The organism is Nonomuraea sp. NPDC050790 (assembly GCF_044456745.1).
In the GTDB taxonomy this organism is placed as follows: domain Bacteria; phylum Actinomycetota; class Actinomycetes; order Streptosporangiales; family Streptosporangiaceae; genus Nonomuraea.
In genome coordinates this window covers 253,807-277,103 of the sequence record NZ_JBITGF010000010.1, presented here as the reverse complement: position 1 = coordinate 277,103, position 23,297 = coordinate 253,807, and the positions used below count along the sequence as shown (strand labels likewise).

Sequence of the window (23,297 nt, the reverse complement as noted above, 5' to 3'; positions counted from 1 at the left end):
GCGATGGTCCTGCTGTTGGCCGGCAGGCGCGCGGGAAGCTGGGGGTTGGACGGTGTCTGACGGGCGCCCTTCGCCGGTGGCCCGATGGGGCAGTGGCGCACCGGTGGCCCGATGGGGCGGGGGCGCACCGGTGGTCCGGTGGGGTGGCGACCCGGTGGGTTAGTGGCGAGTGGTGCCGGTAGCCCGGCGGGGCAGTGGCGTGTTGGGCCGGTGGAGCGGTGGCCTGTTCTGCTGGTGGGGGTGTCTCGGTGGGCTGGTGGACCGTGGGTCGGGTCCTGGAGGTCCTGGGGCTTCGGGGGCCGTGGGTTGGGGCGGAGTTGGAGTCCCGGGGGTTAGTCGGTGTCGGTTAGGAGGAGTTGGGCGCCGCGCAGGAGTTCGGAGCGGAGTTCGGGGTCCGGGACGGGCATGGACAGGACCATCGGGTCGGCTACGGCGGCCAGGGCCTGGGCTGCGCGGATGCTGCGGCGGCGGGTCGGGGTGGGGCCCGCCAGGAGGGCGTTCGCCCGGTCCATCCAGGTGACCACGCGGGTGGCCAGGTGTTCTTCCTCGGCGTAGACGGTGGTGTCGCGCAGGAGCAACGTGAGTACGCGGCGGTGCCCGACCATCGTGTCGACGCAGCGTTCCAGGAAGGTGTCCGGGTGTTCGAGGGCGGCGTCGAGGTTGTCGAGGAGGGGAGCCAGGAGTTGCTGGATGATCTCCGACTTGGAACGGAAATAGTGGTACAGGGTGGGCTTTGTTAGGCCGACCTGTTCGGCGACCTCGCGCATGGAGGTGGTCCGGTAGCCGCGTGTGGTGAACAGTTCCAGGGCTGCGGCCAGGATCCGTTCCTTGGTGTCACTCTGGATCACCACATCACCCTACCGTCCGGTCGGTAGTCTTCCGGGGCCGCTGGTCCACGCTGGGCACGGTGGGTGGTCAAGGTGGGCCGTTGCGGCGGGTAGCACGTCCGACGTGAGAGGCGACCCCCACGATCGGCGGTCACCCACGGCGGCGGGTGGGGGTGGGGCGGCTTGCCGTAACGGATGGGTGGGGTTGAGGGCGCGGTGCGCGCGGGGACGACGCGCGGATGGGTTGAGGGCGCGGGGGACGACGCGCGGGTGGGTTGAGGGCGCGGCGCAACATCGGGGCGCGGCGCAAAGGCGGCAACGAGGGGTAAAGCCTGCGGCGGGGCTACAGGTCGGAGACCAGGCGGGCGGCGGCTATTTCGATGCGGCGTTGGATTTGGTCGTAGGTGCGGCGGCCGCGGAGCATTTCGAGGAGTTCGTGGACCCACACGCTCGACAGTGAGCCCGCCAGCGCCAACTGTTCCTCGCTGGCTTCCTCGCGGGTCAGGCCGCCCGCCGACACCCTCAGGAGCAGGCCGGTCATCCTGTCGCCGAACGGGGTTTCGACCTCGGCCATGATCAGGGAGCGGATCAGGGCGTCGGCCAGTTCCGGCTCGCGCATGAGGCCGCGGGTGGCGCGCATCAGGACGTCGACCGCGCGGCCCGCGGGGGTGCCGGCGCCGGGTGGGCGGCGTTCGATGCTGGTTTCGAGCAGGTCGATCTCCTCGCCCACCACCGCCACCACAAGGTCCATTTTGGAGGGGAAGTACCGGTAGAGGGTGCCGAGGGCCACGCCGGCGCGTTCGGCGACGGTGCGCATCTGCATCGCTTCCACGCCGCCGCGCGACGCCAGTGCGGCGGCTGCCTGGACGATGCGCTTGCGGCGCTGGTGCTGGCTGCGGGTGCGCACGCCGGATCCGCTGGTGCTGGGCTGGCTCCCCGTGGGGGTCTCGGAGTCGGCGACGGTCGCCGGCGGGGTGCGCATAAGAACACGTTATCTGATTTCTCCGTAACTCGGCTTGTTACTCGTGAGTCACAAAGAAGGGGCATAGCCGCATGTCCATCCGGTTATGAGGAAAAGTCGTGTTCTGGGAGCAAGGGTCGTGGCTGGACAGATATTAGAATCTGTTCTAGTTTTGCGGGCAGTTGGTGACCGAGCGCTTGGTGGAGGCCGGATGACCGCGGACACGTTCGCCGCCCTGCTCGCGGCCCGCGCCGACGACGACCGGCCCTCGCTCCACTACGCCGACCGGGTCTGGTCGTGGCGCGAGCACATCGCGCTCTGCCACGCCTATGCGGGGTGGTTACGCGGGAGCGGTCACGTGGGCGTCCTGCTGGACAACGTGCCGGACATGGTGTTCCTGGTGGGCGCCGCGGCGCTGGGCGGGCCGGTGGTGGTCGCGCTCAACCCCACGCGGTCGGCGGCCGAGCTGGTGCGCGACGCGCGCGCCGCCGACGTCGAGCTGATCGTGTACGACGGCGTCCACGCCGAGGCCGCGCGGACGATATCGGAACACCTGGGCATCCGACGCCTCCCCCTCCCCGAACCCCAATCCACCACCGAACTCGCCGCACCTCAACAAGCCGACCCGCCCAGCGCGGGGCCGCATCCAGCCGGACCTGCCGCTGAGCCGGAAACCGCCGGACCCCTCACCGCGGGGCTTCAGACGGCGGGAGTTCAAGCAGCGGGGGTTCACGCAGCGGAGTCTCAAGTAGCGGGGTCTCAAGTAGCGGGGTCTCAAGCGGCGGGGCTTCAGGTGGTGGATTCTCAAGCAGCGGGACCTCAGGTGGCGGGGCTTCAGGCGGCGGGGTCTCAAGCGGCGGGGTCTCAAACCGCTGAGCTCCCGGCCGCGACCGATTTCCCGGCGAACCCGGGCGATCTGGTGATGCTCGTCTTCACCTCCGGAACCTCCTCGGGACGCCCCAGAGCCGTCCGTATCACCCAGCGCAAGCTCGCCGTCCCCGGCCTCTCCCTGGCCCGCATGCTCACCCATGAGGACGTCGTCTACTGCGCGATGCCCCTGTTCCACTCCGGCGCGATCATGGCCGCCTACGCCCCGGCCGTCGCCTCGGGCGCGGCGCTCGTGCTCAGGAAGCGGTTTTCGGCCTCCGGCGTACTCCCGGATGTCCGTAAACATGGCTGCACGTATCTCCACTACGTCGGTAAGGCCCTCTCCTACGTCCTGGCCACCCCGGAGCGCCCCGACGACGCCGACAACCCGCTCAAACTCGCCTTCGGCAACGAGGGCAGCGCCACCGCCACCCGCCGCTTCGGCGAGCGGTTCGGGTGTTTCGTCATCGACGCGTTCGGATCCACCGAGACCGCCGTCTCGATCACGCCGGACCCCTCGGGCCCGCCCGGCTGCCTGGGCCGCCTGCCCGACGGCGTGGAGATCCGCGACCCGGCCACCGGAGACCGCTGCCCGCCGGCGATCGTCGAGCACGGCCGCCTCCTGAACGCCGAGCAGGCGGTCGGGGAACTGGTCAACGTCCAGGGGCTCGGACTGTTCGACGGCTACTACAACGACCCGGAGGCCGACGCCGAGCGGATCAGGAACGGGGCCTTCTGGTCGGGCGACCTGGCATATGCGGACAAAGACGGATACGTCTTCTTCGCCGGGAGGGGCACGGAACGCCTGCGCGTGGACGGTGAGAACCTGGCCGTCGCCCCCATCGAGGCGGTCGTCCGCGAGGCGCCGGGGATCGTGGAGGCGGCCGTGTATCCGGTTCCCGACGCGGCCGCCGGCGACCAGGTGATGCTGGCCCTGGTGCCGGACGAAGGCTTCGAGGTGGCGGCGTTCGCGGAGTTCCTGGCCGCGCGGGCTGATCTTGGGGCGAAGGCCGTACCCCGATATATCCGTGTTTGTCGGGAACTGCCGCAGACCCCCTCCCACAAGGTCATCAAACGCGTCCTCGCGCGCGAGGCGTGGCACGGCACCACCGACCCCGTCCACGTCAGAACGGCGGCCGGATACCGCCCGCTGACCGGCGACGACATCGTGGAGATCGAGACCGAGTTCGCCCGGCACGGGCGGCAGCACCTCTTGGAGAGCTAGTGGATTTCGCATTGGACGAAACGCAGCAGGAGCTGCGCAAACTTGCCGCGGACCTGCTGGCCAGGCAGGCCGGTGAGGAACAACTCAGGGAGGCCGGCCTGCTCGGCGTCTGCCTGCCGGAGGACACGGGCGGGGCGGGCCTCGGCGGCGTCGAGATGGCCGTCGTGCTGCGCGAGGTGGGTGCGCGCGAGCTGCCGGCCCTGCCCGTCCTGACCAGCTCGCTGGCCGTCAGCCGGTACGGCACGCGCGAGCAGCAGGCACGCGTAGGCCAGGCCAGGGTGAGCACGCTGGCGCTGAAGGAGGCGGGCAGGGCGCTGGCCGACCCGCCGCAGACCCGGGCCCACTACTCCGGCGGCTGGACGCTGACCGGCCGCAAGTGCGCGGTGCCGTACGGGGCGGTGGCGGACGTGGCGCTGGTCTCGGCGGCGGAGGGGCTGTTCCTGGCCCGGCCCGGGCAGGTGGTGCCGGAGTTCGCCTCGACCGGTGAGCCGCTGGCCACGATGGTGTTCGACGGGACGCCGGCGGAGAAGGTCTGCGACCACGCCGAGGGCGCCCGCCTGATCTACATGGCCGCGGTCGCCGCGCAGGCGAGCGGCGTCCTGGCGGGGGCGCTGGAGCTGACCACCGAGTACATCAAGACCAGGAAGCAGTTCGGCCGGGCGCTGGCCGAGTTCCAGGCGGTGACGATGCAGATCGCCGACGTCTACGTGGCCTCCCGGGCGCTGGACGTGGCGATGTGGTCGGCCGTCTGGGGGCTGGAGCCCCGGGACGTGGCCGTGGCCGCGTACCACGTGAGCGAGGCGTTCAAGGCGCTGTTCACCTGCCAGCACCTGCACGGCGGGCTCGGCCTCGACGTGACCTACCCCCTGCACAAGAGCTTCGCGCACGCCAAGCACCTGTCCCACCTGCTCGGCGGCGCCGACGCCCAGCTCGACCTGATCGGAGCGCTCGCCTGATGCTGATCGACCTCACCACCGAGCAGAAGCGGCTGCGGGAGGAACTGCGCGAGTACTTCCGCGCCTGCCTCACCGGCGAGGACCGCAAGAAGATCGCCGAGGACCCGTTCGGCGAGGCGTACATGGACCACTGCCGGCGTCTCGGGCGTGACGGAAAGCTCGGGCTGGGCTGGCCCAAGGAGTACGGCGGCGCCGGCTACGGACCACTCGAACAGCAGATCTTCGCCAACGAGATCGCGCGGGCCGGCGTGCCGTACCCGATCATCACGGTGCAGACGGTCGGGCCGACGCTGATGCAGTACGGCACGCCCGCGCAGAAGGAGCTCTTCCTGCCGCGCATCCTCGCGGGGGAGTGCCACTTCGCGATCGGCTACAGCGAGCCGGAGGCGGGCACGGACCTCGCCTCGCTGCGCACGACCGCGGTGCTCGACGGCGACCACTATGTCGTGAACGGGCAGAAGGTCTTCACCTCCGGCGCCCACTACGCGCAGTACGTCTGGCTCGCGGCGCGGACGAACCCCGAGGCCAAGAAGCACAAAGGCATCACCATGATGATCGCCGGAACGGACGACCCCGGCTTCTCCTGGACGCCGATCGTGACCATGGACGGCCGCCACCACACGAACGCGACCTACTACCAGGACGTGCGCGTGCCGGTGGACATGGTCGTCGGCGAGGTGGACAAGGGCTGGGACCTCATCGTCAACCAGCTCAACCACGAGCGGGTCACGCTCGGACCGGCGGGCAACCTCGCCCAGACCTACGACCGCTTCCTGGCGTGGGCGCGCAGGACGGGCAACGACGAGCATCCCGACGTACGGCGCGCGCTCGGCCGCGTCTATGCCTACTTCCGCACCAACGAGCTGCTGAACTGGCAGGTCGCGGCGAACATGGACCTCGGCTGGCTGGGTGCGCCGGACGCGTCGGCCACCAAGATCTACGGGTCGGAGCGCATGCAGGAGATCGGCCGGATCGTGGGCGACATCCTGGCGCGGTTCGGGGATCCGGCTGACCCGGAAACGGCCGAGCTGCTCAACCGGGTGGACCACGGCGTGAAGGGGGCCGTGGTGCTGACGTTCGGCGGCGGGGTGAACGAGGTGCAGCGGGAGCTGATCGCCATGCTCGGGCTGAGCCTGCCGAGGCCGCCGCGATGACCGATCTGCACGAGCTGGCACGCAGGCAGGTGGCCATGGGCGAGATGCGCGGTCTGCCCGCGGCCGATCCGGTCAACGAACCCATGATCCGGCACTGGCTCGACGCCATGGGCGACCAGAACCCGCTTTATCTCGACAAAGGGGTGGCGCCTCCGGCCATGGCGCAGGTGTGGACCATGGGCGGGGTCCGGCGCGACGCCCGGGACCGCTCGCCGGTCGACGACATGCTGGCCGAACTGGACGCCCAGGGATACACCGGGGTGGTGGCCACCAACTGCGAGCAGACCTACCACCGGTACGCGCGGCTGGGCGACGTGCTGACTCCGGCCACACGTTTTTCCGGGCTTACCGGGCCGAAGAAAACGGCGCTCGGGGAGGGATATTTCGCCACCTGGAATGTCATCTGGTACGACCAGTTCGACGAGCCGGTGGCGGAGATGTTGTTCCGGGTGCTGAAATTCCGGCCAAAGGTCAAGGAGGTGCGGGAGCCGTACCCGCTGAAACCCGCCGTGAACCGGGACACGCGCTTCTTCTGGGACGGTGTGAAACTCGGCGAACTGCGCATCCAGAGCTGCGCCGACTGCGGGGAACTACGGCATCCACCTGGGCCGATCTGCCCCGCCTGCCGGTCGGCGAACCGGGGGCACGTCGTCGCGCGGGGGGAGGGGATCGTCTACAGCTACGTCGTTCATCACAACCCGCCCGTTCCCGGACGCGAGACCCCGTTTGTGGTTGCGGTGGTGGAACTTCCGGAGGGCGTGAGGATTGTGGGGAACATAGTGGACTGTCCGGTGGACGCCGTGGGTATCGGTATGACGGTGCGGGCAACGTTTCGCGCAATGGATGACGAACTGATCCTTCCGATGTGGACGCCACAGGAGTCATGATGCGGACGCTGACCGGAGAGCAGATCGAAATCGGCATGGTCCTGCCGGAACTGTCCATCAGCGTCACGCCCACGCTCGTGGTCTCGACGGCGATCGCCACGATGGACTTCACGCCGGTCCACCACGATGTGGAGATCGCCCGCGCGCAGGGGTCGAAGGACATCTTCCTCAACATTCTGACCACCATGGGGCTGGTCGAACGGTATGTCACCGACTGGGCGGGTCCTGAGGCGGTGATCCGGCGGATCAACGTGAAGCTCGGGGTTCCGGCTTACGCGGGGGACCTGCTGGCGTTCACCGGGTCGGTGATCGCGCGGTCGGGGGAGGAGTTCACGGTGGAGGTCCGCGGCAAGGTGTCCCTCGGCGATCATGCCAGCGGCTCGGTGGTGCTCTCGCTCCCGTCGTGACGCTTCTCACCGTTCTCTGGGTGAAGGCCCCGCCCACTGCCTGACCGGCCTCCCCGGCCGCTGGCGTGGGGTGAAATGTTGTGTATCTGAAGGGTTTCCGGATGAAAGCCGCTATTGCCGGGATCGGGGCCACCGAGTTCAGCAAGGACTCGGGGCGCTCGGAGTTGCAACTGGCCGCCGAGGCCGTGTTCGCCGCGCTCGACGACGCCGGGCTCTCGCCCGGGGACGTCGACGGCCTGGTGACCTACACCCAGGACACCAACCAGGAGATCGCCGTCGCGCGGGAGGTCGGGATAGGGGATCTGACGTTCTTCTCGCGGGTCCACTACGGCGGGGGCGCCGCTTGTGGCACGGTGGCGCATTCCGCCATGGCCGTGCGGACCGGCATGGCTCGTACCGTCGTGTGTTACCGGGCCTTCAACGAGCGGTCCGGGCGCAGGTTCGGTCAGCCCGACGCCCGGCTTGGCGGGGAGCCTTCCTCGCAGGGGCTGGAGATGAGCTGGCACGTGCCGTACGGGCTGATGACGCCCGCTGCCTGGGTGGCCATGTTCGCCCGGCGGTACATGCACGTCTACGGTGCGACCTCGGCGGACTTCGGCCGCGTCGCCGTCGCGATGCGGCGGCACGCGGCCACGAACCCGGCGGCCTGGTTCCACGGGCGGCCGATCACGCTGGCCGACCACCAGGCGTCGAAGTGGATCGTGGAGCCGTTGCACCTGCTGGACTGCTGCCAGGAGAGCGACGGCGCGGTGGCGCTGGTCGTGACGTCTGAGGAGCGGGCCAGGGACCTGAGGCGGTCACCGGCGGTGATCACGGCCGCGGCGCAGGGGGCCGGGTCCGGGCAGATGATGATGACCAGCTACTACCGCGATGACATGACCGGCCTTCCCGAGATGTCCGTCGTCGGCCGCAAACTCTGGGAAATTTCCGGCATGGGGCCCGCTGACATGCAGACCGCCATCCTCTACGACCACTTCACGCCGTTCGTGCTGACCCAGCTTGAGGAGCTGGGGTTCTGCGGCAAGGGCGAGGCGGCCGGATACGTGGCCGACGGGGGGATCGAACTGGACGGGCGGCTGCCGGTGAACCCGCATGGTGGGCAACTTGGGGAGGCGTACATCCACGGGATGAACGGCATCGCCGAAGCCGTCCGCCAGATCCGGGGCACCTCGGTCAACCAGGTCAAGGACGTGACGAACGTCCTGGTCACCGCCGGAACCGGCGTCCCCACCAGCGGCCTCATCCTCTCCACCCTCTGACTACCCGCCCAGAGCACGTGATCGGGCGGGTCAGGGGGAGCCGATCACCGGGACCGCGAAGAACACCAGCATGGCGATCAGCACGCAGATCACGAAGCCCGCCAGCTCCCACGCCCAGTCGCGGTGCCTGCGCTGCTTGCGCTTTCTCGCCTGCTTCCTGGCCGCCGGGCTGGAGGCGCGGGTGGGCTTCCGCCGGCCGGTGCTCCGCTTGCCGCCCACGCCCTGCCGGGAGGCCGCGAGCCGGGGCCTGCCCTGGACACGCCCGTCCCCGCCCGGCGCCTTACGCCCGTCCAACGGATCACGGCCGCCCAGCGAAGAGCGGCCGCCCAGCGAGGAGCGTCCGTCCAGGGACGAGCGTCCGTCCAGCGGATCACGGTCGGGGCGTGTCGGGTGGTCGTCCCGGGCCCAGAAATTCTCGGCCGGCTCGGTGAGCCGGTGGTCGGCGGGAGTCTCGGGGTCCCATGGGTCCTCCGGCTCGTCCGCACGGGCGGGGTCGCCGGCGGCCAGGATGTCGGAGGGCATCGGGAGCCGGTAGACGGGCTCGTTGGCCGGGCGGCGGGTTCTGGTGAACGGGCGGAACGCCGAGAACGCGTCCTCGTCGCCCTGGCCGGTGCCGGGCGTGCGGCCGGTCGGCGGGGGCGGGGAGGGGGTGTCGGTTCGGGAGCTGTGGACCAGTACGTCGCCGGGTGAGGGAAGGTCCAAAGGCGGCATGACGTCGGTCGGCGGGTCGTCGAGCACGTCCGCGGGCACCGGGGCCGACAGCAGGAACCCGGTCCTGGGCGGCAGCCCGTCCCGTACCCGGGGCCGGGGCGGCAGGCCCTCGCGCCAACCCGGTTCCTCCTCGGACGGCTCGTCCTGGACGGGGAAGGGCGCGAAGGGGTCACGAGCGGAATCGGGGGAGGTTCCGGCCGCCGGACCGCGGGTCGGCGCCGCGGTGAACGGCCCGCGCACGGACGCGTCGCCCTGCGCCTCCGGCCCGACCCGCCCGGCCAAGGGATCCGCCGAGGGCGTCCGGGTGAACGGGTCCTCCGAGGGGGTCCGGGTGAACGGGTCCGCCGAGGGGGTTCGTGACAGCGGGTCGCTGGGGGAGAACGCCGTGAAGGGACGCGCCGGTGAACCGGTGCGGCCGCCGGACGAAGGGTCGAGGGGGTCGCGCAGGCGGGGCATCGGGGCGGTGGTCGCCTCGTGGTCGGCGTGGCCCGACGGCGGGGTCAGGAGCTCCGTGGGGAAGATGCCGGTCGCGGTTCTCGGGTCCGACTCCGACAGGGGCTGCGGCCAGCGGGGCGGCGCGGGCCACAGGGGCTTGACGAAGAGGGGGGCGGCGGCAGCCGTACGGGATCCGGCGACGTGCACGCGCAGGACGGACGGCGGCGCGGGCCACGGCAGGCGGCACAGGATGTCGCGCAACGGCGCGACCGACAGGGCGCCGTAGACGTCGGCCACGTCGGCGGGGACGCGCGCGCCCGTGGAGGCCAGTGCGGTGGCGAGGGTCTGGCGGTAGCGGTGCGCGGCGCTGATGGCCAGCTCTTCCGCGGTGTCGGGCGCGACGTCGAGCACCCAGGCGAGTTCGGTCGTGGTCAGGCCGCACACCTCGCACAGCAGCAGGACTTCGCGCTGGTGGGGGCGGAGTTCGCGCAGGGTCCGCTCGACCAGGGCGGAGGCGGGGTCGTCGAGCGGGTCGACGGCGGGGGGCGCGTAGACGATGTCGCGCCGGTGGATCTCGCGGCGGGCCAGGGCGTAGAGGGCGGCGCGCGGCGGCGCTTGTGCGGGCACGCTGGAGAGCACGGCGACCAGCGCGTACCCGGCGGAGGCTGGGTCGCCGAGCTGGTCCGCGCAGTACGCGAACAGCCCGGTGGCGTGACGGTCGTAGAGCTCGGCGATCAGGTCGTTGCGGGAGCGCTGATCGGTGAGCGGTTGAGTCACTGGGCCGGATCCTCTGGTGGAAAACGGACGCTGAGGGGTGAGGGGTGCGGCGTCGGAGTTTGTGCTGGCAATCATGCCAACTCCTACCGGTGTTGCGCACTATGAGAACGGCATTTGATATGAATCATCCCAGGTCGGTGAAGCGTTTAAGGACGGGCCGATGGGACAGATGGGGTCTCATCGCCGTAGTCTGAGTGTTCGCAAGAGATCATGCGGCGGACGTGGCAGGGGGGCTACGGTCCCGCCACGAACGGAAGGTCACGCGTGATCACGTTCGACTCTGTCACCAAACGCTATCCGGACGGCACCGTCGCCGTGGACGACCTCAGCCTTGAGGCGCCCACGGGCCAGATCACCGTGTTCGTCGGGCCGTCGGGGTGCGGCAAGACCACCTCACTTCGGATGATCAACCGCATGATCGACGCGTCGGACGGTCAGATCCTGCTGGACGGCACCGCCGTGCAGACGATCGACCCGCCCACGCTGCGCAGGGGGATCGGTTACGTCATCCAGCAGGCCGGGCTGTTCCCGCACCGGAAGATCGTCGACAACGTCGCCACGGTGCCGTTCCTGCTCGGCTGGGACAAGAAGAAGGCCCGTGACCGGGCGATGGAGCTGCTGGAGGTCGTCGGGCTGGACCCGGCGATGGCGCAGCGGTACCCGTTCCAGTTGTCGGGCGGCCAGCAGCAGCGCGTCGGGGTGGCCAGGGCGCTGGCCGCCGACCCGCCGGTGCTGCTCATGGACGAGCCGTTCAGCGCGGTCGACCCGATCGTGCGCACGAGCCTTCAGGAAGAGCTGCTCAAGCTGCAGTCCGAGCTGAACAAGACCATCGTCTTCGTCACGCACGACATCGACGAGGCCATCAAGCTCGGCGACCGTGTGGCCGTGCTGCGCGTGGGCGGGCGGCTGGCGCAACTGGCCGACCCCAAGACGCTGCTGTCGGAGCCCGCCGACGACTTCGTCCGCGAGTTCCTGGGGCACGACAGGGGGATCCGGCGCCTGCAGTTCATCTCGGCGGCCGGGCTGCGGCTGCGCAACGACCTGACCGTCGCCGAGGGGTCGCTGCCCGCGAACTCGGAGGAGCCCTGGCTGCTGATCGTCGGTTCCGACCAGCGGCCGGTGGCGTGGGTGTCGCCCCGGCGGCCGGAGGAGCGGGAGCCGTACGGGACCTTCCTGCACGGCAAGGACAACATGCGTTCGGCGCTCGACGCGGCGCTGCTGTCGCCGTCGGGCTGCGCGGTGGCCGTGGACGAGGACGGGAAGGTGGTCGGCGTGGCCACCCGTGAGGCCCTCGACGAGGCGCTCGCGGAGGCCGCCGATGTCTGACGGGCCGCCGACACTCTGGGAGTGGTTCGCCCGCAACTGGGACACCGGACGGGCCGGCAGCATCAACAGCCTGCTCAGCGACCATCTGGTGATGTCGCTGGTGCCGATCGTGGTCGGGCTCGCGCTGTCGCTGCCGCTGGGGCTGGCGTGCGTGCGCTTCCGGTGGTTGTACCAGCCCACGTCCGGGCTGATGAACGTCCTCTACGCGCTGCCGTCGCTGCCGATCTTCATGCTGCTGATCTCGGTCACCGGACTGTCGCAGACCACCGTGATCATCCCGCTGACCTTCTACGCCATGGCGGTGCTGATCCCGTCGGTGGTCGACGGGCTGGGCGCGGTGCCCGACCACGTCCGCCAGTCGGCCGTGGCCATGGGCTTCACCCCGATCCGCCGGCTGGTGAAGGTGGAGCTGCCGATCGCCGCCCCGGTCGTGCTGGCGGGCCTGCGGGTCGTCGCGGTCTCCAGCATCTCGCTGGTCAGCGTCGGCGCGGTGATCGGTGAGGGCGGGCTCGGGATGTTGTTCACCCGGGCCTACCAGAATCCGTTCCTGCCGCCGGTCGTCGTGGGCATCGTGGGCATCGTGCTGCTGGCGCTGGTCGCCGACGGACTGCTGGTGCTGGCGCAGCGGCTGCTGACGCCGTGGGTGCGGGCGAGGAGGGCGTCGTGAACTGGCTGACGGACTTCTTCGGCGACCCGGCCAACTGGACCGGCCCCAGCGGCATCCCCATGCGGCTGCTGGAGCACCTGGAGTACTCGGTGCTGGCGCTGCTGCTCGCGGTGCTGATCGCGATCCCGCTCGGCCTGCTGATCGGGCACACCGGCAAGGGCGGCGTGCTCGTGGTGGTCACCGCCAACCTGGCTCGGGCGCTGCCCACGCTGGGTCTGCTCGTGCTGTTCGTGCTGTTGCTGGGCACCGGGTCGATCCTGCCGGTGATCATTCCGCTGGTGCTGCTGTCGATCCCGCCGATCCTGGTCAACACGTTCGAGGGAATCAGGGGTGTGGATCCCGAGCTGCGCGACGCCGCGTACGGGATGGGTCTGCGTGGCGGGCAGGTGCTCGGACGGGTGCTGGTCCCGGTGGCGCTGCCGCTGATCCTGCTGGGTCTGCGGCTGTCGGCCATCCAGGTGGTGGCCACCACGACCGTCGCCGCGTACACCGGTCTGGGCGGGCTCGGGCGGTTCGTCATCGACGGTTTCGCCACGAAGGACTATGCGAGCGTGGTTGGCGGTTCTGTACTGATTGTGCTGTTCGCCCTGGTGGTGCAGCTGGCGTTCACCCTCGTCCAGCGGGTGAGCGTCTCTCCGGGGGTTAGTCAGAGAGTTCGCTAGTCTCCTACTCAACCCCCCGCTAAGAAGGGAAATATTGATGAAACGCATGTTCAGCACCGCGGCGGTGCTGCTGTCGGCCGGCCTCGTGCTGGCCGCTTGCGGATCCTCCGGCTCCGGAGGCAACCCGCTCGACACCACCAGCGCCCAGCCCAGCGGCGCCGCCAGCAGTGCGGCCGGTGGCAAGGCCGTCATCGGCTCCTTCGACTTCGACGAGAGCGTCCTGCTCGGCTCCATCTACGCCCAGGCGCTGGAGGCCAAGGGCGTCCAGGTCGAGGAGAAGCCCCGCATCGGCAGCCGCGAGGTCGTCTACGACCAGGTCAAGAGCGGCGGCCTGACCATCGTGCCCGAGTACAACGGCAACCTGCTGGCCTTCATCGACCCGAAGACCACGGCCGGCACCACCGCCGACGTGGACGCGGCGCTGAAGGAGAAGCTGCCCGACACGCTGGAGATCCTCACCTCCTCGCCCGCCGAGGACAAGGACAGCCTGTCGGTCACCGAGGCGTCGGCGACCAAGGACTCCCTGAAGTCGATGGAAGACCTGGCCAAGGTGTCGAAGAACATGATCGTCGGCGGCCCGCCGGAGTTCAAGAAGCGCTGGGAGGCCCGCTTCAAGGAGGTCTACGGCCTGGAGTTCAAGGAGTGGAAGCCCACCGGCCCCACCACCGCGGATGCCATCAAGGACGGCACGATCCAGGCCGGCAACGTCTTCACGACCGACCCGAAGATCATCGCCAACAAGCTGGTTCCCCTTGAGGACCCGAAGAACATCTTCCCCGCCCAGAACGTCACCCCGCTGATCTTCAAGGCCGGCGCGAACGACACGATCAGGACCACCCTCGACGCGGTCTCCGCCAAGCTCACCACGCAGTCGCTGGTCGAGATGATGACGAAGATCTCCGTCAACAAGGACGAGCCGGCCACCGTGGCCAAGGAGTGGCTGTCGGCCAACGGGCTCGGCTGAGCTTGAGCGAGTTCACCGAGGCGATGGCCCAACTGGCCGCCGGCGTCGCGGTCGTCACGGTTCGTGACGACCGCGACGACCTCGGGGTCACGGTGTCCGCCCTGATGTCGGTCTCCGCCGACCCGCCGCTGGTGCTGGTCTCGCTGACCAGCCGCGGCTACCTGGCAGAGGTACTGCTGCGCCAGGACCTGTGGGCCGCGTCCCTGCTGTCGGCGGGGCAGGCGGCCGTGGCCAGCCGGTTCGCCACCGCGGGACGGCCTTCGGCGCGGCATCTGGTGGCCGGTGTCCCGCACCACCGCGGCCCGCGCACCTCCGCGCTGATCGTCGGGGGCGGGGTGGCCGCGCTGGAGCTGGAGACCGCCCGCGTGGTCCCGGCGGGCGACCACACGCTGTTCCTGGCGAGCGTGCTCGCCGTCGACTACGTCACCCCCTCTCTCGACCCTCTGGTACGGCTGCGCGGCCGCTACCGCCCGGTCTGACCCTGATTCCGTGATCCCGGTCCTGGCGGCCGCATGCCGTTCACCGAAAGAATTTTTATTCTTGACAGTTTTCTTTGTCCGTAGAACACTGGAGGCAAGCGACCCCCAGACAGGGAGAAGACCATGAGCAGCGTTCGTTCCCAGGACGGCACCACGATCGCCTACGACCGGGTGGGCGAGGGCCCCGCGCTGGTCATCGTGGGTGGCGGCGGCGCCACCGACCGTTCCGTCAACGCGCCGCTGGCCGAGCTGCTGGCCGACTCGTTCACGGTGTACAACTACGACCGGCGCGGCTCCGGCGAGAGCGGCGACACCGAGCCGTTCAGCGTCGAGCGCGTCTACCAGGACCTCGACGCCGTCATCCGGGAGGCGGGCGGCCAGGCGTACGTCTTCGGCTCCTCCGGCGGCGGCATCATCGGGCTGGAGGCGGTCCTGAACGGGCTGCCCATCACCAAGCTGGCCGTCTGGGAGGCCCCGTACATCGTCGACGACTCCCGCCCGCCGGTTCCCGCCGACTACCTCGACCGGCTCGTCGAGCTGCGCGCGCAGGACCGCAGGGGCGACATGGTGGAGCTCTTCCTGACCGCCGCCGTCGGGCTGCCCGTCGAGTTCGTCACCCCGATGCGCGGCATGCCGATGTGGCCGGGCATGGAGAAGGCCGCCCACACCCTGATCTACGACGCCATGGTCGTCGGCGACTTCTCCCTGGACGCCGGCCGTATGGCGGGGGTGGGGATCCCGGCCCTGATCCTCGACGGCGGCACCCTGCCGTGGGCCACCAACTCCGCCGAGGCGCTGGCCGCCGCCCTTCCCGACGGCCGTCGCGAGACGCTGGCCGGGCAGCCGCACAACGTCGACCCGGCCGCCCTCGCCCCGGCGCTGCGCGCCTTCTTCGCCTCCTGACTCAGAGTTTTTACCTGTTGTCGGAAGCAGCGGGCAGCGCGGCGAATCTGGAGGATTGCGGGCCCCCTGACCTGGGCAAATACTGATATATCCGGAAGCTTTACTCGCCGGTAGGCGTTCTCACAAAACGCACAAAGGGGGGTAACGCGTGAGCCTTCGCGCGCGCAGCTGCGTCATCGCCGGGCTGGTTTCCACGGTCCTCGGTCTGGTTCTGTGTACCGGACTGGCCGTCCAGGGGTATCGCGCCCAGGTCGACAGCGTTACGGAACAACTGGCCACCGCGGCCCGCCGGCTGGCCGTACTGGCCAGTGAGGACGCTCTGCCGAACCCGATTCCGGTGGTGAGCGGCCAGAGCGTCCAGGTGGTCGCCGACGACGGCAAGGTGCTGGCGAGCACCCCCGACCTGGCCGGGCAGCCGCCGCTGACCACCCAGCGCCCGCCCCAGGACGACTTCCGCTGGGACGGCCTCGTCCAGCACGACGGCCGCGAGCTCATCACGGTCGGCGTCACCGTCGCCCACACCGGCGACGAGGGCGTGACGGTCTACGTCGCCGCTCCGAAGCCCGGCTACCTCTACGACTGGGGCGCCCTGCTCGGACTGCTCGTCGCCGAGCTCGTGGGCACCGCCGTCGTGGTGGTGCTGACGTGGGTGCTGGTCTCGCGGGCGCTCAAGCCCGTCAAGGCGATCACCGCCGAGCTGGAGGAGATCACCGGCAGCGACCCCCACCGCCGGGTGCCGGAGACCGGCCGCCACGACGAGATCGCCGCGCTCGCCGTCACCGTGAACCAGACGCTCGACCGGCTCGACGGCGCGCTCAGCCAGCAGCGCAGCTTCGTCGCCGACGCCTCACACGAGCTGCGCAGCCCCATCACCGGGCTGCGCGCCGAGGTGGACCTGGCGCTCATGGAGACCCGCGGCGACGGCCCCGAGCACGCCGCGCTCGAAGCCGTGGACCGGGCCGCCGACCGGCTGCAGCTCCTCGTCGAGGACCTCCTGGCCGTCGCCAGGCTGGACGCCGGCATGGAACCTCGGCCCGAGCCCCTCGACCTGGCCGAACTGGCCCGCGACGAGCTGGCCAGGCGGCATCCGGCCAAGAAGCTGGTGACGGAGCTGGAGAGCGGCGTCGTCGTCGAGGGCGACCGGCTGCAGCTCGCCCGCGTGCTGGTCAACCTCCTGGACAACGCGATCAGGCACGCCGACTCCACGGTCCGGATCACGGTGCGCTCGGACACCTGCGCCGAGCAGGCCGTGCTGGAGGTCGGCGACGACGGCGCCGGGCTCGCGCCCGAGGATCGCGAGCGGGTGTTCCAGCGCTTCACCCGGCTGGCCGAGGGGCGCACCCGGGATCCGGGCGGCAGCGGGCTCGGGCTGCCAATCGCGCGGGAGATCGCGACCCGGCACGGTGGGACGCTGCGGGTCGAGGATCGCTCCACGTTCGTGCTGCGGCTGCCGCTTCTGACCCGCTCGGGGGTCTCCGCGGGCCGTCACGGCGAGCAACCCCGTCAGACTGCCTGACGACACCTCCCGACCTGCCCGCCGACGTCGGCGGGGGGTGGTGGGGCGGCTTGCCGTACATCCTCGGGAAGATGCGGATGTACGGCGGCGCGCATCCGATACGGCGCCCCGTTTGTCCGGCGCGTCTCGGACGCTGCGGCCCTCAGACGCGGCGCCCGGTTCAGGGGCTTTGACGCCTGGGTTGTGCGGTGTTCAGCGGATTTCGTACCAGGTGGGGAGGGCGAGGGGGCCCTGGGGTGGGAGGCCGAGTTCGGCCGACAGGCGGGCGAGCGGGCCCCATGCCTCCAGGCGCATGCGGGTCAGCGCCGCGGCGCGGTCCTCGCTGGAGTCGGGGCCGCGCAGGCGCTCCAGCGGGTTCAGTCGCGGGTAGGTGCGCACGGGCGCGTCGTCGGCCAGCCCGGCGCGCTTGCGGGCCAGCCCCAGCGCGTCCTCCAGCCCGCCGAGCTCGTCGACCAGACCGCCCTCGCGGGCGTCGGCGCCGGTCCAGACCCGGCCGCGGGCGAGTTCGTGGGCCCGTTCGCGGGTCAGCTTGCGCCCGTCGGCCACCTTGCCCACGAAGTCATCGTAAATCCGGTCCAGCCAGGCGTTGACCCGATCCCACTGCTCCGGGGAGAAGGCCCGGGACGTGGAGAACATCCCCGCGTTGGCCCCCTGGGAGATCAGCTCGGAGTTGACCCCGACCTTCTCCAGCAGTTCGGAAAGGACGGGCTTGCCGCCGAACACCCCGATCGACCCGGTCAGCGTCCCCGGCTGCGCGACGATGACGTCCGCCGCCATCGCGACGAAGTACCCGCCCGACGCCGCCACGTCGCCCATCGAGACGATCACCGGCTTGGTCTTGCGGGTCAGCACGACCTCCCGCCAGACCGTGTCAGAGGCCACATAAGACCCGCCGGGGCTGTCGACCCGGAACACCACGGCCTTGACGTGCTCGTCCCTGCGCGCCGCCCGCAGCGCCGCCGCGATCGTGTCCGACCCCATCGCGCCACCGCCGCCGCCGAGCGGGCTGCGACCGCTGCGGCCCATCCTGATCGGCCCGCTGCCGTGGACGAGCGCGACCGTGTCCGCCCCGGGATGAGGAAGCTTCCGTACGGCGGGCGTCTTCGCATACCGCGACACGAACAGCAGCATCGAGTCCGCGCCCGCGGCCTTCTTGACCTCCTCGTAGACCTCGTCGCGGTAGGCCAGCCGGTCGACCAGCCCGGCCTCGACCGCCTCGGCCCCGATGAACGGGCCCCGGTCGACGAGTTCGCGCACCTTCTCGACGTCCAGGCGGCGGCCGTCGGCGATCCCGGCCGCGACCTGCTCGGTCACCGACTCGGTGATTCTGGTCAGCGACTCGCGGTGCGGCTCGGTCATGTGGTCCTGGGTGAACATGTTGGCCGCGGTCTTGTACTCGTGCCGCTGCCCGCCTTCGTAGGCGATGCCCAGCTTGCCCAGGGCGTTCTTGATGAAGCGCTGCTCGATCGCGACGCCGGTGAGACCCACGTCGCCGCTGGGCTGGAGGTAGACCCGCTCGAAGGCGGAGGCGAGGTAGTAGGGGACGGTGCCGTTGCCGAACTCGCCGAACGTCTCGGAGAAGGCGACGGTCAGCTTCCCCGAGGCGCGGAAGTGGATGACGGCCTGCCGCAGCTCCTGAACCATGGCCAGGCCCAGCGGCTGCCCGCCGATCTTCACGATCAGCGCCTTGACCCGCGAGTCGTGCCTGGCCCGCTTGAGCCCGCCGAGCACGTCGGCCAGGCGCGGCTTGCGCATGGACAGCAACGCCGAGAGCGGATCCGCCGGAGGCCCTTCGGTGAGCCCCTCGGTGAGATCGAGCTCCAGCACGAGCGGGGCGGTGCGCCGCTGGCGAAGCTTGTCAACGGTTTCGAAGATCGCCTTGCCTGGGTCCATATTTCACACCCTAAGCGACATGTCCCTCTCCGGGGCGGCACCCCGGAGAGGGACGGCGATCAGGCGTTCGTTACTTGTTGACGTGCCGGTAGAGGAAGACGGCCGACTTCTTCAGCTGCGCCGTCGTCGCCTTGCCGGTCCGGTGCTTCTCGGCGACGGTGATCGCCGTCTTCAGCGTGGTCTTGCCGTGCACCTTGGCCGAGGAGTTGTAGACGCCGTGCGCGTAGTTCAGCCACGCGGCCAGCAGCTCCCGGTCGAGCAGCGCCTTGGCCGCCTTCGACTTCGGCTTCAGCACCTTGTACGCACGAGCCAGCGTGTCGGCCTTGGACACCTCGGGGAAGACCTTGCTGCCGTTCTGCGCGATCGACAGGTAGCAGATCAGCGTCTTGTCCGACAGCGAGCCCTTGTTCTTCAGCATCTCGGTGGCCCACGCCTTCGAGCTGAGCGGCTTGGTGCCCTTGCCGCGCACGCAGGTGTCGGGGACCGGCTCCGGGTTCGGGTCGATCGCGATCGGGTCCGGATCCGGCTGCGAAGGCTGGGTCTTGGTGGGCGTCGGGGTGGGGGTCGGCGTGACGGTGGCCGTGGGGGTCGGCGTGGGCGTCACGGTCGGCGTCACCGTGGGGGTGGGCGTCGGGGTCGGGGTGGGCGACTGGGTCGGCTTCGGCGGGGTGGCCTTGGCCAGGTCGATCCGCCGCGTGGTGACCCGGCTGTTCCCGGCCTGGTAGGTGATCTGCTTGCCGGTGGCGCGGAGCTTGGCCAGGATCTGGGCCGGGCCGTACGCGGGATGGGCCTGCTTCACGACCGCGAAGGCGCCCGCGACGTGCGGCGCGGCCATCGAGGTGCCGCTCATGTTGCCGTAGACGTTGTTCGGGACCGAGGAGTTGATGCCGACGCCCGGCGCGAACAGGTCCAGCAGCCTGCCGCGGTTGCTGAACCCGGCGACGGCGTCGCCGTCGTCGGTGGCGCCCACGGTGACGGCGGTGGAGATGCAGGCGGGGCTGCTGACGCCGTCCTGGAACGCGGAGTTGCCCGAGGCGATGACCGTGGCCACGCCGAGCCCCGCGAGCGCGTCGATGTTCGCCTTGATGGTGTTGGCCTGCGGGTCGGCGTCACACGCCTTGGTGTACTTCTGGTTGCCGCCCAGGCTCATGTTGACCGCGACGACGTTGTTGGCCGTGGCGACCGTCGCCAGGTACTCCAGCGCCAGCTTCTGGTCGGAGTCGAAGCTCAGGTAGCAGGGTGCGGGGATGCCGAAGCCCTCGCAGACGCTCTTGGTGACGATGCGGCTGAAGACCTGGATCGGCATGATCCTGGCCTCGGGGGCCACGCCGCTGGCCGGGGCGCCCTCGGTCTTCTTGCCCGCCGCGATGCCGGCCACGTGGCTGCCGTGGTCGCACTCGTTGACGCCATTGGCGATGCACCGCTCGGTCTCGGCGTTGGCCGCGCCGGGGCCGACCTGCTTCTCTTCCTTGTTCGGGCAGAGCGACTCGGCCTTGTACTGCGTGTTCTCGAAGTTCGTGGAGAAGCACGCGTCGCCGACCAGCCGGCCCGCGAGGAAGGGGTGGTCGCTGTCGACGCCGGTGTCGAGGACGGCGACGGTGTAGCCCTTGCCGGTCCAGCCGGCCTCGTTCGCCTTGTCCGAGCCGATCAGCTTGGTGCTGGCGTCGAGCGTGGCCGCGCGGAGCTCGTCCTTCTGGATGGACTTGATGCGCTTGTCGTCCTGCAGCGCCTTGAGCGTCGCCGCGTCCACCTCCGCGACGAAGAACTTCGACGAGGCGTCGTCCTCGATCACGTCCGTCTTCTTGGAGGCGTCCTCGGTGTCGCCCGCGACGTCCTTGACGGTGGCGCCGGGCACCAGCTCGATGATCGCGCGGACGGTCTTCGTCTTCGCTTCCTGCTTCAACTCCGCGCTGACGACCGGGTCAGCGGTGGCCGCCTGGGCAGCCGGGGCCGCCACGAGAGCGACCGAGGTCGCCGCCAGCGCGACCGCGCCGGCAAGCAGAGACCGTAGTCTCACCGTTCCTCCGAGGGGTAGGCGCCGGCCCGGACACACGGGCAGGCGTGAGGCAGTGGGACGCCGTCAACGGCGTGGCGCGCCGAAGCAGAGCTGTGGTACGAGAAAGCCCCCCAGTAGCTCATGCGCCGATTTGGCTTACGAAAGCCGGAAAAATCCCCACGTGTGATGGTCGTGAGGCATGAGCTTACTGAGGGGCTTGCGCCACGTGGGGTATCGAGACGGCTCCGTTATGCGGATATCTCGGGTTCCGGATGGTTAGCTGGCCTTTAGGGCTTTCGTGACTTTTGTAAGTTTGGCTGTCGTGGATTTGGCGCTCAGGCGGGCCTTTTCCGCGGACTGGAGCGCCTGGAGGCTGCCGGTGCCGTTCGACCAGTTCAGCCAGCCCTTCAGCAGCGCCGCGTCCAGCTTGGCCCGCGCGCCCGACGTGCCCTTCAGCACCCGGTACGCCGTTCCCAGCGTCGAGGCCCTGGTCACCTCCGGGAACACCTTGCTGGCCTTGCCCACCAGCCGCAGGTAGCAGGTGAGGGTGGCGTCCGGCATCGTGCCGCTGCTGCGGTGGATCTCCACGGCCCACTGCTTGCCGGTCAGCTTCTTGCCGGCCGTACCCCTCTTGCAGATCGTCGCGGGCGGGGTGGCCTTCACCGTCACGGTCACCGTCACGGTGGGCAGCGGGACGGGGGTGGGCTGCGGGTCGTCCGGCGCGGGATCGGGGTTGGGCTCGGGGGAGGGGCCGCTGGGGCCGGGGTCCGGGTTGCCCGGGTCTTCCGGGTTCCCCGGGTTTCCGGGGTCTCCGGGGTTCTCGGGGGTCGTGGGGGTCTGCTCGATCGGAGGGCCGGGCGTGGCGCCGGACAGCGCCGCCTGCAGGTCCAGGCGCGGCGTCGTGACGCCGTCGTAGGTGTAGGGGCGGCCGGTGGTCCTCAGCTTCTCGATCAGCTCCGGCATCGGCGCCTGCGGGTTCTGCGCCTTCAGTACGGCCAGCGCCCCCGCGACATGCGGCGCGGCCATCGAGGTGCCGCTGTAGGTGGTCATCTGGTCGTCGGGGACCGACGAGTCGATGTCCACGCCCGGCGCGAACAGGTCGAGCAGCCCACCCCGGTTGGAGAAGTCGGCGATCCTGTCGCCGTCGTCGTTGGCGCCGACGGCCACGGCCGAGGACACACAGGCCGGGTAGGACGCGCCGCCGAACGACTCGTTGCCCGCCGCGACCACCGTCGCCACGCCCTTCGCCAGCAGGTCGTCGACCTTGGGCTTGAACGCGGCGCCCTCCTCGCTGGTGTCGCAGGAGGCGGGCGTCGGCCAGCCGCCCAGGCTGAGGTTGACCGCCGCGATCGGACGGGAGGCGGCCAGGGCGCCGATGTGGTCCATGGCCAGGCGCAGCGACGACTCGTACGCCGCCAGGCAGGTCGGCTCGCCGCACACCTCAGGGTCGTTGATGCGGCTGAACACCTGGACCGCGATGATGCTCGCCCCGGGTGCCACGCCGCCGCTGCCCGCCGCGATGCCGGCCACGTGGGTGCCGTGGTCGCAGAGGTTCACGCCGCCGGCCATGCACCTGTCGATCTCGACGTCGGCCGCGCCCGCTCCGACCTGCGTCGTCGACCCGTTCGGGCACAGCGACTCCACGCCCTGGTCGACGGCGGAGAAGCAGGCTTCGTCGACGATGCGTCCCTGGAAGAACGGGTGGTCGCGGTCGATGCCGGTGTCCAGGACGGCGATCGTCTGGCCGGCGCCGGTGTGTCCCTGCGCGTGGGCCTGGTCGGCGCCGATCTGCTTGAGGCTGGAGGACAGCGTGGGCGGGTAGGCGCGGTCGCGGCGTACCGAGGTGACCCTCGGGTCCTCGGCCAACCTCGCCAGCTCTTCGGCGGTGCCGTTCACGACCACGAATGGTTGTGTCGCCGGCTGGAGCAGGACCTCCACGTCGCTCTGGGCGGCGGCGCCGGCGATCGGGGCGTTCTGGGCCGGATCGGTCAGCTCGACGATGGCGCGTACCGGGCCGGAGTCAACAGCCAGGCTCTCCTCAAGCTTGTCGGAGGCCGGCTTGTCGGGGACCGGGTCGTTGGAGACCGGTGTGTCAGAGGCCGGTTTGTCAGAGACCGGGTTGTTGGAGACCGGGGGCGGGTCGTCGGCGAAGGCGGGGGTGGCCGGGAGTACGGCGAGCAGGGCCGCTGCCGCGATCAGGCGTCGAAGTCGCACACGTCCTCCGATGGGGGATGATCTCGGAGTTTAGGGGGAATTGCCGCCCAAGCCCAGAGGCGGCCCGGAGACGGTGCGCGCAACCTGAGGCCCCCTCGCCTGGCAGGGGGCTGAGGGGGCCTCAGATTGCTGGAGGAAGCGTAGAGATGACCGGCTTGTCAGGGCAATGGGTGAAGATCCCTTTTAAGCCACCCTTGAGCTTCCGTTAAGC

Annotated in this window: 19 protein-coding genes; 13 read left to right on the top strand and 6 right to left on the bottom strand. The window is 70.2% G+C overall.

Annotated features, from left to right (window positions below; all coding sequences use genetic code 11):
* Positions 1-332 precede the first annotated feature (332 nt).
* Together ACIBEJ_RS41960 and ACIBEJ_RS41955 are read right to left on the bottom strand one after the other, a co-directional pair.
* Entirely contained in the window at positions 333-848 is a 516-nt protein-coding gene (locus ACIBEJ_RS41960) for a TetR/AcrR family transcriptional regulator (RefSeq protein WP_397188532.1), read from the bottom strand.
* Between the two features lie 322 nt (positions 849-1,170).
* A complete protein-coding gene (locus ACIBEJ_RS41955) occupies positions 1,171-1,809 on the bottom strand; it encodes a TetR family transcriptional regulator (protein ID WP_397188531.1) in 639 nt (212 codons plus the stop codon).
* Positions 1,810-1,999: 190 nt separating this feature from the next.
* Between ACIBEJ_RS41955 and ACIBEJ_RS41950 the strand changes: the two genes are divergently transcribed.
* The 6 genes from ACIBEJ_RS41950 to ACIBEJ_RS41925 all read left to right on the top strand — a co-directional run bounded on the left by ACIBEJ_RS41950 (position 2,000) and on the right by ACIBEJ_RS41925 (position 8,543).
* Complete coding sequence (locus ACIBEJ_RS41950) at positions 2,000-3,880, top strand: AMP-binding protein (RefSeq protein WP_397188530.1); 1,881 nt, start codon at positions 2,000-2,002, stop codon at positions 3,878-3,880.
* An 11-nt stretch (positions 3,881-3,891) separates the two neighbouring features.
* The gene (locus ACIBEJ_RS41945; protein ID WP_397188529.1) at positions 3,892-4,836 is read left to right on the top strand and encodes an acyl-CoA dehydrogenase family protein; all 945 of its coding nucleotides are present in this window, start codon (positions 3,892-3,894) and stop codon (positions 4,834-4,836) included.
* Positions 4,836-5,990 carry an acyl-CoA dehydrogenase family protein gene (locus ACIBEJ_RS41940; protein ID WP_397188528.1) on the top strand — a complete coding sequence of 385 codons (1,155 nt, stop codon included), beginning with the start codon at positions 4,836-4,838 and terminating at the stop codon, positions 5,988-5,990. Before ACIBEJ_RS41945 ends, ACIBEJ_RS41940 begins: the two co-directional genes overlap by 1 nt.
* Positions 5,987-6,877, top strand: coding sequence for a bifunctional MaoC family dehydratase N-terminal/OB-fold nucleic acid binding domain-containing protein (locus tag ACIBEJ_RS41935; RefSeq protein ID WP_397188527.1), 891 nt, complete (start codon positions 5,987-5,989; stop codon positions 6,875-6,877). The genes ACIBEJ_RS41940 and ACIBEJ_RS41935 overlap by 4 nt, the downstream gene beginning before the upstream one ends.
* Entirely contained in the window at positions 6,856-7,284 is a 429-nt protein-coding gene (locus ACIBEJ_RS41930) for a MaoC/PaaZ C-terminal domain-containing protein (RefSeq protein ID WP_397188526.1), read from the top strand. The genes ACIBEJ_RS41935 and ACIBEJ_RS41930 overlap by 22 nt, the downstream gene beginning before the upstream one ends.
* Positions 7,285-7,385: 101 nt before the next feature.
* Positions 7,386-8,543 carry a lipid-transfer protein gene (locus tag ACIBEJ_RS41925; protein ID WP_397188525.1) on the top strand — a complete coding sequence of 386 codons (1,158 nt, stop codon included), beginning with the start codon at positions 7,386-7,388 and terminating at the stop codon, positions 8,541-8,543.
* Positions 8,544-8,573: 30 nt separating this feature from the next.
* Here the strand turns inward: ACIBEJ_RS41925 and ACIBEJ_RS41920 are convergent, their stop codons facing one another.
* Entirely contained in the window at positions 8,574-10,466 is a 1,893-nt protein-coding gene (locus ACIBEJ_RS41920; RefSeq protein WP_397188524.1) for a hypothetical protein, read from the bottom strand.
* Positions 10,467-10,730: 264 nt separating this feature from the next.
* Between ACIBEJ_RS41920 and ACIBEJ_RS41915 the strand changes: the two genes are divergently transcribed.
* The 7 genes from ACIBEJ_RS41915 to ACIBEJ_RS41885 all read left to right on the top strand — a co-directional run bounded on the left by ACIBEJ_RS41915 (position 10,731) and on the right by ACIBEJ_RS41885 (position 16,983).
* Positions 10,731-11,792: an ABC transporter ATP-binding protein gene (locus ACIBEJ_RS41915; RefSeq protein ID WP_397188523.1), complete on the top strand. Its 1,062-nt coding sequence runs from the start codon at positions 10,731-10,733 to the stop codon at positions 11,790-11,792.
* Positions 11,785-12,459: an ABC transporter permease gene (locus tag ACIBEJ_RS41910; RefSeq protein ID WP_397188522.1), complete on the top strand. Its 675-nt coding sequence runs from the start codon at positions 11,785-11,787 to the stop codon at positions 12,457-12,459. The genes ACIBEJ_RS41915 and ACIBEJ_RS41910 overlap by 8 nt, the downstream gene beginning before the upstream one ends.
* A complete protein-coding gene (locus tag ACIBEJ_RS41905) occupies positions 12,456-13,121 on the top strand; it encodes an ABC transporter permease (protein ID WP_397188521.1) in 666 nt (221 codons plus the stop codon). The genes ACIBEJ_RS41910 and ACIBEJ_RS41905 overlap by 4 nt, the downstream gene beginning before the upstream one ends.
* 37 nt (positions 13,122-13,158) lie before the next feature.
* Positions 13,159-14,085: an ABC transporter substrate-binding protein gene (locus ACIBEJ_RS41900; RefSeq protein ID WP_397188520.1), complete on the top strand. Its 927-nt coding sequence runs from the start codon at positions 13,159-13,161 to the stop codon at positions 14,083-14,085.
* A 2-nt stretch (positions 14,086-14,087) separates the two neighbouring features.
* On the top strand, positions 14,088-14,564 hold the full coding sequence (locus ACIBEJ_RS41895) for a flavin reductase family protein (RefSeq protein WP_397188519.1): 477 nt from the start codon (positions 14,088-14,090) through the stop codon (positions 14,562-14,564).
* Between the two features lie 123 nt (positions 14,565-14,687).
* On the top strand, positions 14,688-15,467 hold the full coding sequence (locus ACIBEJ_RS41890) for an alpha/beta fold hydrolase (protein WP_397188518.1): 780 nt from the start codon (positions 14,688-14,690) through the stop codon (positions 15,465-15,467).
* Between the two features lie 148 nt (positions 15,468-15,615).
* On the top strand, positions 15,616-16,983 hold the full coding sequence (locus ACIBEJ_RS41885; protein ID WP_397188517.1) for a sensor histidine kinase: 1,368 nt from the start codon (positions 15,616-15,618) through the stop codon (positions 16,981-16,983).
* A gap of 192 nt (positions 16,984-17,175) precedes the next feature.
* On the opposite strand, the gene sppA is transcribed toward ACIBEJ_RS41885, so the two are convergent.
* The 3 genes from sppA to ACIBEJ_RS41870 form a co-directional block, all read right to left on the bottom strand.
* Positions 17,176-18,876, bottom strand: a complete 1,701-nt coding sequence (gene sppA, locus ACIBEJ_RS41880; RefSeq protein ID WP_397188516.1) for a signal peptide peptidase SppA — start codon at positions 18,874-18,876, stop codon at positions 17,176-17,178.
* A gap of 70 nt (positions 18,877-18,946) precedes the next feature.
* Positions 18,947-20,893, bottom strand: coding sequence for a S8 family peptidase (locus ACIBEJ_RS41875; RefSeq protein ID WP_397188515.1), 1,947 nt, complete (start codon positions 20,891-20,893; stop codon positions 18,947-18,949).
* A 255-nt stretch (positions 20,894-21,148) separates the two neighbouring features.
* Positions 21,149-23,086: a S8 family peptidase gene (locus ACIBEJ_RS41870; protein ID WP_397188514.1), complete on the bottom strand. Its 1,938-nt coding sequence runs from the start codon at positions 23,084-23,086 to the stop codon at positions 21,149-21,151.
* Positions 23,087-23,297: the final 211 nt, after the last annotated feature.